This window comes from Peteryoungia aggregata LMG 23059 (assembly GCF_030814435.1).
In the GTDB taxonomy this organism is placed as follows: domain Bacteria; phylum Pseudomonadota; class Alphaproteobacteria; order Rhizobiales; family Rhizobiaceae; genus Allorhizobium; species Allorhizobium aggregatum.
Genome location: NZ_JAUSUW010000012.1, coordinates 40329 through 53063, shown reverse-complemented (window position 1 = coordinate 53063; position 12735 = coordinate 40329). Strand labels below are relative to the sequence as shown.

The window sequence follows — 12735 nt, the reverse complement described above, 5'->3', positions numbered from 1 at the left end:
CATGGCTTTGACGAGAGACTTCAAGGAAACAGTGCGAGATCGAGCGCAGGCAGACCCTGCATTTCGGGCAGCCCTGATGAGCGAAGCGATCGAGCTCCTGTTGTCGGGTGACGTCGAAACCGGTCGCTCTCTTTTGCGCGATTACATCAACGCCACCATCGGTTTTCAGGAACTTGGCCAAAAGTCCGGTCTGCCGCCTAAGAGCCTGATGCGCATGTTCGGCCCGTCCGGAAACCCGCGCGCCGACAATCTCTTCGCCGTCATCCGCCTGCTGCAGGACGAAACCGGCGTGCAGATCGCAGTGAAGGCTGCGTGAGCATGTTTGGCTGCGCGAGCATTGGTGATAATGTCCAATTCCTGGCAGTCCAGAGGAAGCCATCCGCATGAACAAGCCCGTTCAGGTCACCATTGCCGAGCCCTATGACAGCTTCGTCAAGTCCCAGCTCGAAAGCGGTGCGTTCAAGTCTGCCGAAGATGTGGTCGAGGCCGGCCTCAAGCTTCTGAAGGAAGAGCAGGCGCGGATCGAATGGCTGCGCAGTGCGCTGATCGAGGGCGAAAACAGCGGGCCGTCCGTGCCGTTCGATCCCGAAGATCTCATGGATTCTGTGCGAGAAAGATGGAAGAGCCGTGGCTGAGATCCGGCTTAGTCCGGCCGCACGCCAGGATTTTCTCGACATCGGTGACTACACGCGGGATCGATGGTCTGAGGCTCAAGCCGAACGATACCTCAGGCAGATCCTTGCGATGATCGCGGAAATCGGAACCTATCCGTTGTCAGGCAGTGAGGTACCTTCATTGCGGCATGGCTACCGTCGCCGACGATGCGGCTCACATCTGATCTTCTATGTCATTCTGGAGGATGGCATGGTGGAAGTCGTTCGCATCATTCACGAGCGAGCCGACCATCTGGGTAAACTGGACGAATGACCTCCATGCCCCCCAAAATCCTCATCAGCGCCTGCCTGCTCGGCCGTCCCGTTCGTTACGACGGCAAGGGCAAGCCGCTTCATGATCCCTTGATCGAGCGATGGAAGGCAGAGGGCCTCCTCGTCGGCTATTGTCCCGAACAGGCGGGTGGCCTGCCCACGCCGCGCCCACCTGCGGAAATCGAAGGCGGCATGAACGGCGAGGATGTCCTTGCCGGACGTGCCCGCGTGCTGGAGGTGACGGGCGGCGATGTGACCGCAGAATTCGTTGAGGGCGGCAAGAAGGCGGTCGCATTTGCGAACGAGCAGAACTGTCGCTTCGCGCTCCTGATCGACTGCAGCCCCTCTTGCGGATCGGGCTTCATCTATGACGGCTCGTTTTCCGGCACTCGCCATCCGGGCTTCGGGGTCACGGCGGCCCTGATGCGGGCCGCCGGCATCAGCGTCTTTTCGGATCGGCAGATTGATCAACTGTTCGCCAGCCTGGGAGAATACGCAGTCGCCAGTGGGCCATAAGACGGCTTTATTTCATGGACTGATTGGTCTATGAATTTGTCATGAACCAAGGATCGCGTCAGAAACAAGACACCGCAGGCGATGCAACGAGGCCAAGGGGTCGACCGAGACGGGCGCCTGAGGATGCCGAGGCGCGGCAGCGCCTGCTCCGCGCCGGCCTGATCTTTCTGACCCAGAAAGGCTATTCTGCCGTCGGTCTTGATGAGATCCTGCGCGAAGCATCCGTTCCAAAGGGCGGTTTTTACCATTATTTCCAGAGCAAGGCCGATTTTGGCAGCGCGCTCATCGATGCCTACCACGCCTATTTTGTCGACAAGCTCGATCGCTGCTTTTCAGAGGAGAGCCTGTCGCCGCTGGAGCGTCTGAGGGCCTTTGTCGCGGATGCCCGGATGGGCATGGAACGCCACGGATTTACGCGCGGGTGCCTGATCGGCAATCTCGGCCAGGAAATGGGCGCCCTGCCACAGGAATATCGGGCAAAGCTCATCGACGCGCTGGAGGATTGGCAGAGGCGCACGGCCACCTGCCTGGCGAGCGCCCAGACGGCGGGCGAGATCGCCGCCCACCATGATCCGGTACGACTGGCAGCGATCTTCTGGATCGGCTGGGAAGGTGCGGTGCTCCGCGCCAAGCTGGAACAGAGGCCTGAGCCGCTCACGATCTTCGCCGACGGCTTTTTCGCCATGCTGAACTGAAACGGGAGAGAGACATGTTTGATGCCATCGTCATTGAGAAGCCGGAAAGCGGGCAGACCGTCAGACTGACCCAGCTGGCCACGCAGGACCTGCCGGAGGGCGATGTGCTTGTCGATGTGGCCTTCTCGACCCTGAACTATAAGGATGCGCTTGCCATCACCGGTGCCTCGCCCGTGGTCCGCAGCTTTCCGATGGTCCCCGGCGTGGACTTTTCCGGCGTGATCAGGGAGAGCAGCCATCCGGAATTCAAAGCCGGAGACCGCGTCCTCCTGAACGGCTGGGGCGTTGGCGAAAAGCACTGGGGCGGGCTTGCCGGTCAGGCTCGGGTGAACGGGGACTGGCTCGTGCCTGTGCCAGAGGCGATCAGCCTGCGCCAGGCCATGGCCATCGGCACGGCGGGATATACGGCCATGCTGTGCGTCATGGCGTTGGAGCGTCACGGCATCGGGCCGCAGAGTGGCGATGTCGTCGTAACGGGCGCCGCCGGGGGCGTCGGCAGCGTGGCTGTCGCCCTCCTCGCCGCCAAGGGTTACACGGTTGCTGCGGTGACGGGCAGGCCATCAGAGGCCGCATACCTGACTAGCCTGGGCGCCAGTTCGATTATCGACCGGGCGGAACTGTCCCAGCCGGGCCGTCCGCTGGCCAAAGAGCGCTGGGCAGGCGCCGTGGATGTGGCCGGCGGTCTGGTGCTCGCCAATGTCATTGCCGCCATGCGCTATCGTGGCGTAGTTGCCGCTTGCGGTTTGGCCGCCAGCATGGATCTGCCCACCACGGTTGCCCCCTTCATCCTGCGCGGCGTAACGCTCGCCGGCATCGACAGCGTCATGTGTCCCAAGCCCGACCGTATGGCGGCCTGGGGCAGGCTGGCCGAGGAACTCGATATGGAGAGGCTTGAAGCCATGATCACGGAACTCCCCTTGGCAGATGTGATCGACAGAGTGCCGGCCTTCCTGGAAGGCAAGGTGCGCGGTCGCGTCATTGTCCCCATCAATCCGATGCTGGGTTGAGGAGATCTGGTTGATGGAGATTGGGCAATCTAACCATGAGCGATTGGCAGGGGCCGCAGTCCGACGCCTCAGCGATGCGCCGGACTGGCACTATCTGCTGCAGGAATTCGACACCTTCTATAGCTCATGCTCGGCCGGGGGCAGCAAGGTCATCCGCAGTCACCAGGATCGCGTCCGCGAAGCCCTTGCGGGCGTGATTGCGGCAGACGCGCCCATACTGGAGCGTGAACCGGCAAGCAAGCCTGTCGTGGCGCATCTGCCGCGCACTCTTGATCTGGGGCGGTGTGGCGCCATGGCAGGTATGAGCAGGGTTCTGTCACGGCTCGAAAACCAACTAAGCTGGGAATACGGCTACAAGCAGGTTCCACCCTCTCTCGAGCGCAACTATGCCTATTGTGAGATTTTGGGGCCACAGGGGCCGATCCAGTCTGACGGGCTGATCCTGGGCTTCGTGCTGTTTGCACCCGGCACGACCTACCCTGAGCACAACCATGCCGGAATCGAGGAGAGCTACGTTTCCATGGCTGGGGCCTGGTCTGAAAACGACAGCGCGGTCTATATGCCGGGTTCCCTGATCTACAATCCCCCCGGCTACGAGCATCGCATCACCACCGGCGAAAGGGACCCCTGTCTTCTCGCCTATGCCTGGATTGGTCCCGCCGAACGGCTGGCCCAGCCGATGATGGTGTTTTCCTGAGTGAGACGGCCATGTGCTGGCTGACCGATGAAAAAAACGCCCGGGAAACCCCGGGCGTTGTGTCGATACCATTGGGCTGAGCCTTGGCCATGCCCGCATTCCCAGGATGGCCCGAGCTTCCGGCTCAACTCGCCATGCGGTAGGCCTGCTGGCCGCCGCCGGACTGGCCGGTCTTGAAGCTGCGGATCAGATTCAAAAGGTCGCCCGTATCATTGGCCAGAACCTCGGCAGAGGCCGTGGTCTCTTCGGCCATCGCGGCGTTCTGCTGGGTCGCCTGGTCAAGCTGGTTCATCGAGGCGGAGATCGAACGCAGGGTCGTGTCCTGCTCCTGGGCGCTGTGCGAGATCTTCGAGACGATGTCGTTGGCGCTGGCGATCTGGTCGGAAATGCGCTTCAGCGCCTCGCCGGCCTGGCCGACCAGTTGCACGCCCTGTTCAACCTGGGAGGAAGACCGGGCGATCTGGTCCTTGATTTCCTTGGCGGCGGCCGCCGAGCGCTGGGCAAGTTCACGCACTTCCTGCGCAACGACCGCAAAGCCCTTGCCGCTTTCCCCGGCGCGCGCTGCCTCGACGCCGGCATTCAGCGCCAGCAGGTTTGTCTGGAAGGCGATTTCGTCAATCACGCCGATGATCTTGGTGATTTCGGCAGACGACTGCTCGATGCCGCTCATCGCATTGATCGCCTTGGTGACGATTTCGTCGCTCTGGCGGGCTTCGCCGCTGACGGTGCCGACCCGGTTTGCCGCTTCCCGCGCACCATCCGCCGTCTGGCGTACGGCCACGGTCAGTTCGTCAAGAGCAGCCGAGGTTTCTTCGAGATTGGCCGCCTGACGTTCGGTGCGGGTGGCAAGCTCGCCGGATGCGCGACGGATCTCTTCCTTGGAGACGGCGATATCGTTGCCCTTGAGGTTGACGCGCGCCATGGCCTCTTCGAGACGGGCGAGTGCATCGTTGAAGTTGTCGCGCAAGCCCGCATATTTCGGTCCGAGATCGGCGCAGCGAACGGTCAGGTCGCCATGGGCGAGCTGCTCCAGCGACTGGCCGATGGTCGACACGACATGCGCCTGCTGGCGGGCTTCGCTTGCCTGCATCTCGACGTTTTGCTGCCGTTCGCCATCCAGCTCGCGCTGCTGTTCTTCCTGTCGCGCTGCCATTGCGTGACGCTCGCGCACCTTGTCCTGCAGGCTCTTCGTCGCCGCGGCCATCAGGCCCACTTCATTGCGCATATCCGTATGCGGAATACTGATGCTGACATTTTCGTCAGCCACCGCTTCCAGCGCATCATGGATCGCCTTGAGCGGCTTGGTGATGTTGCGGATCACGACATAAGCGGCAAGCAGGGCCAGAATAAGAATGCCGACCGACACGGCAACGGTCTTGAGAATGGTCGAGCGGATCTCGGCCTTCAGGTCATCAGTGTAGAGGCCGGTGATCAGAACGACCTTCCAGGGTTCAAAAGCCTTGCCATAGGCTGCTTTCGGATAGGTCCGGTCTTCCGGATCCTTGCCGGGCTTGGGACCGAGGAACTCGACGAAACCGCCGCCGGCCTGGCCTTGCTTCACCAGTTCGTCGCGGTAGTTGAAGCCCGTCGAGTCGCCCTTGCCCTTGCTGGATTGACCGACCAGCTTCTGGTTCGGATGGAAGATCATCACGACATCGTAGTCATAGGCAAAGAAATAGCCGTCGGGTTCGAAGCGCAGCTTTCCGACCTGCGTGTAAGCCAGCTTCTGCGCCTCTTCGACAGAGAATTCGCCGGCGACTGCGCGGTCGTTGAAATCCTTGAAGATGGACAGAGCCGTTTCCACCTGCGTCCGCAGCAATTCGTAGCGCTGCTGATAGATGGCGGCGGAAGATGACCGGACCTCAAGGTAGGTCGCGATGGAAAACGCGGCCATCAGGCCGCCGATCAGCATGAAGAGTTGAAGAGAAATCCGGAGGTTTTTCATCGGGCGAGGGAGCTTTCATCTGTCGAGCGGTTCGGGCGCCTGGACTTGGGTCAGTCGAACGGATCGGCACCTCATGTCCCGATGATTTGGGACAGAGTGTCATCGCCAAAGATTGAGATGACTTTAAGCACCTGAAAATATCACACTATAAAAATACACCATTTAATTATGGGGTATGACTAACGGCATAACGCCCGGGACTGGGCCGGGCGTTATGTCCGTGTCGACCACGAGAGACCGCCGCGCCCGGATCGTTTGGCGGGCGGATTGGGGGATCAGTTCAATCGAAGTTCAAAGCCCGCGAGCGCAGGCGCCGTCTGGGAGGCTGCAACAGGCTCGACTGCTGCCGTCGTCGCGCCACGGTCGATCTCGGTCGGCCCTGCAATGGTACCAGCCATGATGGTTGAGCCGTCTGTGGCCCAGCCGGCAGCTGAGGTGTAGACCACGACAGGAGATCCGCCGAGCCAGCTTTCCACCCGCTTCAGCTTCTTCTCGCCATCGACCTCGACCACTTCGGCAGTCTGGCTGCCGCGCGGAACTGTCGGGACCTGATAGTGCGACTTGTCCGTGCGCGGTGCGGGCGGCGGGCAGTGCGCACAGTCGATTTCAAGGATGCTGGGATTGCTGGCGGCGAGCCCGCTTATCGTCGATATCGATCCCGCCAGCACAGGCATGGCGAACATGGAGGCTGCGAGCAGCACGGATGTTGAAGCGATACGGCGCATCATGGTCTTCCCCGATTGTTGGGAGAAGACTATCAGCCGTTTCTTTCGATCCGGTCAGGAGCTTTGGTAAAATTTGAGCGAACGGCCGGATTTTCATCCGAAACCCCGGTCGAAGCACTCGAAATCAAGCCTTTTCGCGCAAAATTGCCCGCCAGCCGATGTCGCGGCGGCAAAAGCCGTTCTCCCACCGCACCGCATCGACAAGCTCGTATGCCGCAGTCTGGGCTTGCCCGACGGTCGCCCCACGCGCCGTGGCATTCAGCACGCGCCCGCCGGTCGCAACCAGCTGGCCGTCCTTCAGCGCGGTGCCGGCATGGAAGACCTTCGCAGCGTCACCGGCCTGAGGAAGAGAGGCAATCGGCGTCGCCTTGTCATATGCGCCGGGATAACCCTTCGAGGCCTGCACCACGGTCAGTGCCGGGTCTTCGCTCCACTCGGCCGTCACCTGATCCAGCGTGCCGGTGGCAGAGGCATAGAGGATCGGCAACAGATCGCTCTTCAGCCGCATCATCAGGACCTGGGTCTCCGGATCGCCGAAGCGCACATTGTATTCGATGAGCTCCGGCCCCTTGGCCGTGATCATCAGCCCGGCGAAGAACACGCCCTGGAAGGGATGCCCCATCTCGGCCATGCCGCGCATCGTCGGCTCGATGATCTCCTTCATCGTCCGTTCGACCATCTCTGCCGTCATGACCGGTGCCGGCGAATAGGCGCCCATGCCGCCGGTGTTCGGGCCGGTATCGCCGTCACCGACGCGCTTGTGGTCCTGGGCGGTGGCGAGCGGCAGAAGCGACTTGCCGTCGGAAAGGCAGAAGAAGCTCGCTTCCTCGCCATCGAGGAACGCCTCGACCACGACTTCGGCACCAGCGGCCCCAAACGCGCCCTCAAAGCAGTCGTCGATGGCCGCGAGCGCCTCGTCCAGCGTCATCGCAACCGTCACGCCCTTGCCGGCGGCAAGCCCATCGGCCTTGATGACAATAGGTGCGCCCTGTTCGCGCACATAGGCTTTTGCTTTTGGCGCATTGTTGAAACGCTGATAGGCACCGGTCGGAATGTTGAACCGGGCGCAGACATCCTTGGTAAAGCCCTTGGAGCCCTCGAGCTGGGCAGCCGCAGCAGACGGCCCGAAGACGGCGATCCCGGCCTCGCGCAAACGGTCGGCGATACCAGCAACCAGCGGCGCTTCCGGCCCGACGACGACGAAGTTGATCGCCTTGTCCTTGCAGAAGGCAACAACCGCGCCGTGATCATCCGTATCGAGCGCAACAAGCTCGGCCTCTTCGGCGATCCCGGGATTGCCGGGGGCGGCATAGAGCTTCGTGAGATCAGGCGACTGGGCGATCTTCCAGGCCAGAGCATGCTCGCGTCCACCCGACCCGATCAACAAAACCTTCATCACCAGCCTCCAGTGCCACAAGGGAATGCCCGGCGGTTAAGGGGGAAGGGGGCAAAGGTCAAGCCGAATTGACCTTCAAAGGCCCCGCTTTCCTGTGAAGTGGACCGCATGCCCGTTGCCTTGCCACATTCCCCCGCTATGGTCCGCCGCTTATCAGATCAGACGGAAGACCCATGGCCGACGACATCAGATCCATTGCCGCCCTCATTGCCACCGAGATCAACGCCCGCCCCGACCAGGTCATATCCGCCGTTGGCCTGCTGGATGAGGGGGCAACGGTTCCCTTCATCGCCCGCTACCGCAAGGAGGTGACTGGCGGTCTCGATGATACGCAGCTTCGCAATCTGGCCGAACGGCTGATCTATCTCCGCGAGCTTGCCGCCCGCCGCAAATCGATTTTCGAGAGCATCGACGGCCAGGGCAAGATGACCGACGATCTCGCCCGCAAAATCGCCCAGGTCACCACCAAGGCCGAACTCGAGGATCTCTATCTGCCCTACAAGCCGAAGCGCCGCACCAAGGCGGAAATCGCCCGTGAGAGGGGACTGCAGCCACTGGCCGACGCGATCCTCGCTGATCGCGCCAGCGATCCGCAGAAGCTGGCCACAGCCTACATCACCGAGGACGTGCTCGACGTGAAGGCCGCCCTCGAAGGTGCGCGCGACATCATCGCCGAGCAGATCTCCGAAAACGCCGATCTCATTGGCCGCCTGCGCAACGACATGAAGGATCGCGCGATCCTCTATTCGAAGCTCGTCGACGGCAAGGCCGAGGCTGGTGCGAAATTCTCCGACTATTTCGACCACTTCGAACGCTGGGCAACGGTCCCCGGTCACCGGGCGCTCGCCATGCTGCGCGGCTGGAACGAGGAGTTCCTGTCGCTCTCCATCGAAGTCGACCGCGACGACACGTCCCCGATCAAGACCAGCCAGCGCATGATCGCCACTGCCTACCAGGTTGCGGCCAAGGGCCCCGCTGATCAGTGGCTGCTGGAGGTCGCCGGTTGGACCTGGCGGGTGAAGCTCTCCGTATCGCTCTCGCTCGACCTGATGCGCGAGTTGCGCGAACGCTCCGAAGAAGAAGCGATCCACGTCTTTGCCCGAAACCTGAAGGACCTGCTGCTGGCCGCCCCCGCAGGTTCCCGTCCTACCATGGGTCTCGATCCGGGCATCCGCACCGGCGTCAAGGTTGCCGTGATCGATGGCACCGGCAAGGTTGTGGAAACGACGACCGTCTATCCCTTCCCGCCGCGCAACGACATCAGGGGCAGTCAGACCGAACTCGCAAGCCTCATACGCAAGCACAATGTGGAACTCATCTCGATTGGCAACGGCACGGGCAGCCGCGAGACGGAAAAGCTGGTGGCCGACATGCTCGCCCAGTTCCCGGCAACCGCGCCGAAGCCGACCAAGGTCATCGTGTCGGAAGCCGGCGCCTCGGTCTATTCGGCCTCGGAAACCGCCGCCAAGGAATTCCCCAATCTCGACGTCTCCTTGCGTGGTGCCGTTTCCATCGCGCGCCGCCTGCAGGACCCGCTCGCCGAACTCGTCAAGATCGAGCCGAAGTCGATCGGCGTCGGTCAATACCAGCATGACGTTGACCAGGGTCGCCTCGGGCGCTCGCTGGATGCCGTCGTCGAAGACGCGGTGAATGCCGTCGGCGTCGATGTGAACACGGCATCCGCCCCGCTGCTCGCCCGCGTCTCCGGCCTCGGCAAGACGACCGCCGAAGCCATCGTCGCCCATCGCGACGAGACCGGACCTTTCGCCAGCCGCAAGGATCTCCTGAAGGTGCCACGCCTCGGCGCCCGCACGTTTGAGCAATGCGCCGGCTTCCTGCGTATTCCCAACGGCAAGGAGCCGCTCGATGCGTCCTCCGTCCACCCGGAAGCCTATGGCGTGGCCAAAAAGATCGTCGCTGCCTGCGGCCGCGATCTGCGTTCCCTGATGGGCGATAGCGCCACGCTGAAGAGCCTCGATCCCAAGCGCTTCATCGACGAGCAGTTCGGTCTGCCGACGGTCAAGGACATCCTGTCAGAGCTGGAAAAGCCGGGCCGCGACCCGCGCCCGTCTTTTAAGACGGCGACCTTTGCCGAAGGGATCGACGAGATCACCGACCTTAAGATCGGCATGACGCTGGAAGGCACGGTCACCAATGTCGCTGCCTTCGGCGCCTTCGTCGATATCGGCGTGCATCAGGATGGCCTGGTCCACGTCTCCCAGCTCGCCGACCGCTTCGTCAAGGATCCGCATGAGGTGGTGAAGGCCGGCGATGTGGTGAAGGTCCGCGTCGTGGAAGTCGACGTCAAGCGCAAGCGCATCGCGCTTACCATGCGGAAAGACGGCGGCGAGGCGCAACAACCCTCCATGCGCGACGATGCCAAGGGCAATGCCAATGCCATGAAGCATTCCAACGCCCGCCCGCCGAAGCCGGAGCAGCCGGCGATGGGCGGCCTCGGTGCCGCGCTCGCCGAGGCCATGCGCAAGAAATAACCGCAACACAGAAACAGGCCGGAGCTCATCACTCCGGCCTGCCCATCGCCCCTCGAAGACGGCCTCTCAATGGGAGGCTGCACAGTCCTTGCAGAATGGTGTGTGCGGCACAGCCTTCAGCCGTTCGATCGAAATCGGCTCGCCGCATGTGACGCATTGACCATACTGCCCTTTGGTGATGCGATCCAGCGCCGCGTCGATTGCTCTCAGCTCCTCTTCGCCGACCTGACCGAACTCCTCCAGCACTTCGTCGTTCTCCGCCTCGGTGGCGCGCTCCGCGCTATCGGCGCTTTTTAGCGTGCCGAGGTCAGTGTCGATCTTTTTCAGCCGCCGCTCGATCTCGTCCTTGCGAGCCAGCAGTATGCGTTCGAAATGGGCCGTGTCCATGGCCTGTACCGGGTTTTCCATCATGGCTTCACCTGTCCACCAGGACGGAGATCTTCGAATGCCGCACCACCCGATCAGCCGTTGCGCCGATGAAATAGTTCGAGAAGTCCGGCACATGCGATCCAACGATGATCAGGTCCGCCTTGTGCTCCTCGGCCGCTGCCAGAATCTCGCGTGCCGGCGCTCCGGAGCGGATCTCGATATGCGCGGCAACACCGGTCTTTTCCTTCAGCTCGACCAGCTTCGCCTTCGCCTCCTTGATTGCGCCCTCGATCAGATCGACGGGAACATCAATCGCCAGGTAGCCCGGAATATCCTCGACGATGGTCAGCATCACGATCTCGCCACCCGCATCGAGCAGCGACTTGGCCCTGGTCAGGATCTTCTCGCCGACGCTGACAGCCGCCGGATCGACCGGAACGATGATCTTCTTGTACATCTGCTTCTCCTTTGTCACCCACCGGGTGTTTCCTCTTTGTGTCTGCAGAATGCGTCGGCAAACCCGCCCCCGCATTGATCAGGATCAACTTTGGCGGCATTGCCTGTCGTTCATTATTGTCGAACGAGTTGTCTAAAAAATGCTATCTTTTGTGAACGGTGATTTTCGACCATATTGATCCTCACAAGCCGCCGAGCGGTATCCAGGAGTTTCACCCATGACCGTGCATGCTCAATCCGCATCATTTGCCGTAACCCGGCCCGTCCACGTCGGTCGCGCCCATCTTGTTGTCCGCGATCTTGATGTCGTCGGCAGTTTCTATGAAAAGGCCATCGGCCTCGAACGCCTCGAAGAGAGCGCCAGCGGCATCGAACTCGGCGCAGGCGGTAAGCCGCTTCTGACGCTCACCACGCGCGGCGATGCAGCGACCGCCCCGCGCAACGCCGCCGGCCTCTTCCACACGGCATTTCTCATGCCGAACCGCCAGGAACTGGCCCATTGGCTGGCCCACGCCGCCCATCTGGGCATCGAACTCGACGGTGCCAGCGACCATCTGGTGAGCGAAGCGATCTATCTCTCCGATCCGGAAGGCAACGGTATCGAGATCTACCGTGACCGCAGCCATATGGAATGGACCTATTTTCCCGATGGCACGATCCAGATGGACACGCGCCGGCTCGACTTGCAGGCCCTGTATGAAACGGCGCCAAAGTCTGCCTGGTCTGGCATGTCGCCCGATGCAGCCCTTGGCCATATTCATCTCCAGGTCGGCAATGTGCCCGAAGCCGATCGCTTCTATGAAGGCGTGCTCGGCCTGAAGAAGATGACGACCTATCCAGGCGCCAGCTTCTATTCGTCCGGCGCCTATCACCACCATGTTGCCGCCAATGTCTGGAACAGCCGCAATGCGTCCGCCCGCACCGGTGCAATGACCGGCCTGCAGGATTATGAACTTGCCTTCAACGACCAGCAGGTCCTTGATGGCGTTCTCTCCACACTGGAAGGTCTGGAGATCAAGGTCGACAGGACGGCACGCGGCTATCACCTCACCGATCCCTGGAGCATTGGCCTGACCCTGGTGCCCCCGCAAACCTGATCCACCGCCGAAGCCGACAGTCTTCTGGCCTGCGATGGAACGGAAGGGATGCCCGAACGTTGAGAGACGTTCAAACGGGAAGCCCATACGTGATCTTCAGCAAGCCAGGGACTGTCGTTCCGGAGGGATGCCGCTGAACCTTCAGGTCCATCATCGCGGCAAGCCCACCCGGCGAGTACGATTTCAAAAGACCGGGCTCGACTATGTCGTGTCGTGGTCGGTCATCGGTCTCTTTGCCATACTCGGCCTCATTGCCCTGCATCTGGCCTCCTTCGTCCTGATCCCACTTACCCTTGCTGTGGTGGTCGGACTGATCCTCGGCCTGGCGGCGGATCGTATGGGCACAGCCGGCATCCCGCCCATGCTGGCGGCACAGACACTCTCCGGCCTTTTCCTCGCCATCCTGATCGTCCT

14 protein-coding genes are annotated in these 12735 nt (G+C 61.8%); 9 read left to right on the top strand and 5 right to left on the bottom strand.

The annotated features are described in order from the left end of the window. Position 1: 1 nt before the first annotated feature. The 7 genes from J2045_RS18420 (at position 2) to J2045_RS18390 (ending at position 3841) form a co-directional block, all read left to right on the top strand. Positions 2-316: a transcriptional regulator gene (locus tag J2045_RS18420; RefSeq protein WP_307375522.1), complete on the top strand. Its 315-nt coding sequence runs from the start codon at positions 2-4 to the stop codon at positions 314-316. Between the two features lie 67 nt (positions 317-383). Beyond that, positions 384-635 (top strand): type II toxin-antitoxin system ParD family antitoxin, encoded by a 252-nt coding sequence (locus J2045_RS18415; protein ID WP_307375520.1) that lies wholly within the window; start codon positions 384-386, stop codon positions 633-635. Next, on the top strand, positions 628-927 hold the full coding sequence (locus J2045_RS18410) for a type II toxin-antitoxin system RelE/ParE family toxin (protein WP_307375516.1): 300 nt from the start codon (positions 628-630) through the stop codon (positions 925-927). The genes J2045_RS18415 and J2045_RS18410 overlap by 8 nt, the downstream gene beginning before the upstream one ends. Then, the gene (locus J2045_RS18405; protein WP_307375514.1) at positions 924-1442 is read left to right on the top strand and encodes a 2-thiouracil desulfurase family protein; all 519 of its coding nucleotides are present in this window, start codon (positions 924-926) and stop codon (positions 1440-1442) included. Before J2045_RS18410 ends, J2045_RS18405 begins: the two co-directional genes overlap by 4 nt. 41 nt (positions 1443-1483) lie before the next feature. Continuing rightward, a complete protein-coding gene (gene acuR, locus J2045_RS18400) occupies positions 1484-2137 on the top strand; it encodes an acrylate utilization transcriptional regulator AcuR (protein ID WP_307375512.1) in 654 nt (217 codons plus the stop codon). Positions 2138-2151: 14 nt separating this feature from the next. Next, positions 2152-3144, top strand: coding sequence for an acrylyl-CoA reductase (NADPH) (gene acuI, locus J2045_RS18395; RefSeq protein ID WP_307375510.1), 993 nt, complete (start codon positions 2152-2154; stop codon positions 3142-3144). Between the two features lie 13 nt (positions 3145-3157). Beyond that, on the top strand, positions 3158-3841 hold the full coding sequence (locus tag J2045_RS18390) for a dimethylsulfonioproprionate lyase family protein (protein ID WP_307375508.1): 684 nt from the start codon (positions 3158-3160) through the stop codon (positions 3839-3841). 124 nt (positions 3842-3965) lie between these two features. Here the strand turns inward: J2045_RS18390 and J2045_RS18385 are convergent, their stop codons facing one another. From J2045_RS18385 to purD, 3 genes are all read right to left on the bottom strand, one after another. After that, positions 3966-5786 carry a methyl-accepting chemotaxis protein gene (locus tag J2045_RS18385; RefSeq protein ID WP_307375505.1) on the bottom strand — a complete coding sequence of 607 codons (1821 nt, stop codon included), beginning with the start codon at positions 5784-5786 and terminating at the stop codon, positions 3966-3968. A gap of 275 nt (positions 5787-6061) precedes the next feature. Further along, complete coding sequence (locus J2045_RS18380; RefSeq protein ID WP_307375502.1) at positions 6062-6514, bottom strand: plant virulence effector HPE1-like domain-containing protein; 453 nt, start codon at positions 6512-6514, stop codon at positions 6062-6064. Between the two features lie 121 nt (positions 6515-6635). Continuing rightward, entirely contained in the window at positions 6636-7907 is a 1272-nt protein-coding gene (gene purD, locus J2045_RS18375; protein ID WP_307375499.1) for a phosphoribosylamine--glycine ligase, read from the bottom strand. 173 nt (positions 7908-8080) lie between these two features. On the opposite strand from purD, the gene J2045_RS18370 reads away from it, so the two are divergent. Then, the gene (locus J2045_RS18370; protein WP_307375497.1) at positions 8081-10399 is read left to right on the top strand and encodes a Tex family protein; all 2319 of its coding nucleotides are present in this window, start codon (positions 8081-8083) and stop codon (positions 10397-10399) included. Between the two features lie 66 nt (positions 10400-10465). On the opposite strand, the gene J2045_RS18365 is transcribed toward J2045_RS18370, so the two are convergent. Next, positions 10466-10786: a TraR/DksA family transcriptional regulator gene (locus J2045_RS18365; RefSeq protein WP_307375682.1), complete on the bottom strand. Its 321-nt coding sequence runs from the start codon at positions 10784-10786 to the stop codon at positions 10466-10468. A gap of 28 nt (positions 10787-10814) precedes the next feature. Continuing rightward, complete coding sequence (locus tag J2045_RS18360) at positions 10815-11225, bottom strand: universal stress protein (RefSeq protein ID WP_307375495.1); 411 nt, start codon at positions 11223-11225, stop codon at positions 10815-10817. Positions 11226-11442: 217 nt separating this feature from the next. Here J2045_RS18360 and J2045_RS18355 point away from each other — a divergent pair, with 217 nt between their 5' ends. Further along, positions 11443-12321: a VOC family protein gene (locus J2045_RS18355; protein WP_307375492.1), complete on the top strand. Its 879-nt coding sequence runs from the start codon at positions 11443-11445 to the stop codon at positions 12319-12321. The last annotated feature ends 414 nt before the right edge of the window (positions 12322-12735 follow it).

Excerpts from the sequence above, each read along its gene's own strand:
- J2045_RS18420 (WP_307375522.1), top strand. The coding sequence starts at position 2 with ATGGCTTTGACGAGAGACTTCAAGGAAACAGTGCGAGATCGAGCGCAG.
- J2045_RS18415 (WP_307375520.1), top strand. The coding sequence starts at position 384 with ATGAACAAGCCCGTTCAGGTCACCATTGCCGAGCCCTATGACAGCTTC.
- J2045_RS18405 (WP_307375514.1), top strand. The coding sequence starts at position 924 with ATGACCTCCATGCCCCCCAAAATCCTCATCAGCGCCTGCCTGCTCGGC.
- acuR (WP_307375512.1), top strand. The coding sequence starts at position 1,484 with ATGAACCAAGGATCGCGTCAGAAACAAGACACCGCAGGCGATGCAACG.
- acuI (WP_307375510.1), top strand. The coding sequence starts at position 2,152 with ATGTTTGATGCCATCGTCATTGAGAAGCCGGAAAGCGGGCAGACCGTC.
- J2045_RS18390 (WP_307375508.1), top strand. The coding sequence starts at position 3,158 with ATGGAGATTGGGCAATCTAACCATGAGCGATTGGCAGGGGCCGCAGTC.
- J2045_RS18385 (WP_307375505.1), bottom strand. The coding sequence starts at position 5,786 with ATGAAAAACCTCCGGATTTCTCTTCAACTCTTCATGCTGATCGGCGGC.
- J2045_RS18380 (WP_307375502.1), bottom strand. The coding sequence starts at position 6,514 with ATGATGCGCCGTATCGCTTCAACATCCGTGCTGCTCGCAGCCTCCATG.
- purD (WP_307375499.1), bottom strand. The coding sequence starts at position 7,907 with ATGAAGGTTTTGTTGATCGGGTCGGGTGGACGCGAGCATGCTCTGGCC.
- J2045_RS18370 (WP_307375497.1), top strand. The coding sequence starts at position 8,081 with ATGGCCGACGACATCAGATCCATTGCCGCCCTCATTGCCACCGAGATC.
- J2045_RS18365 (WP_307375682.1), bottom strand. The coding sequence starts at position 10,786 with ATGGACACGGCCCATTTCGAACGCATACTGCTGGCTCGCAAGGACGAG.
- J2045_RS18360 (WP_307375495.1), bottom strand. The coding sequence starts at position 11,225 with ATGTACAAGAAGATCATCGTTCCGGTCGATCCGGCGGCTGTCAGCGTC.
- J2045_RS18355 (WP_307375492.1), top strand. The coding sequence starts at position 11,443 with ATGACCGTGCATGCTCAATCCGCATCATTTGCCGTAACCCGGCCCGTC.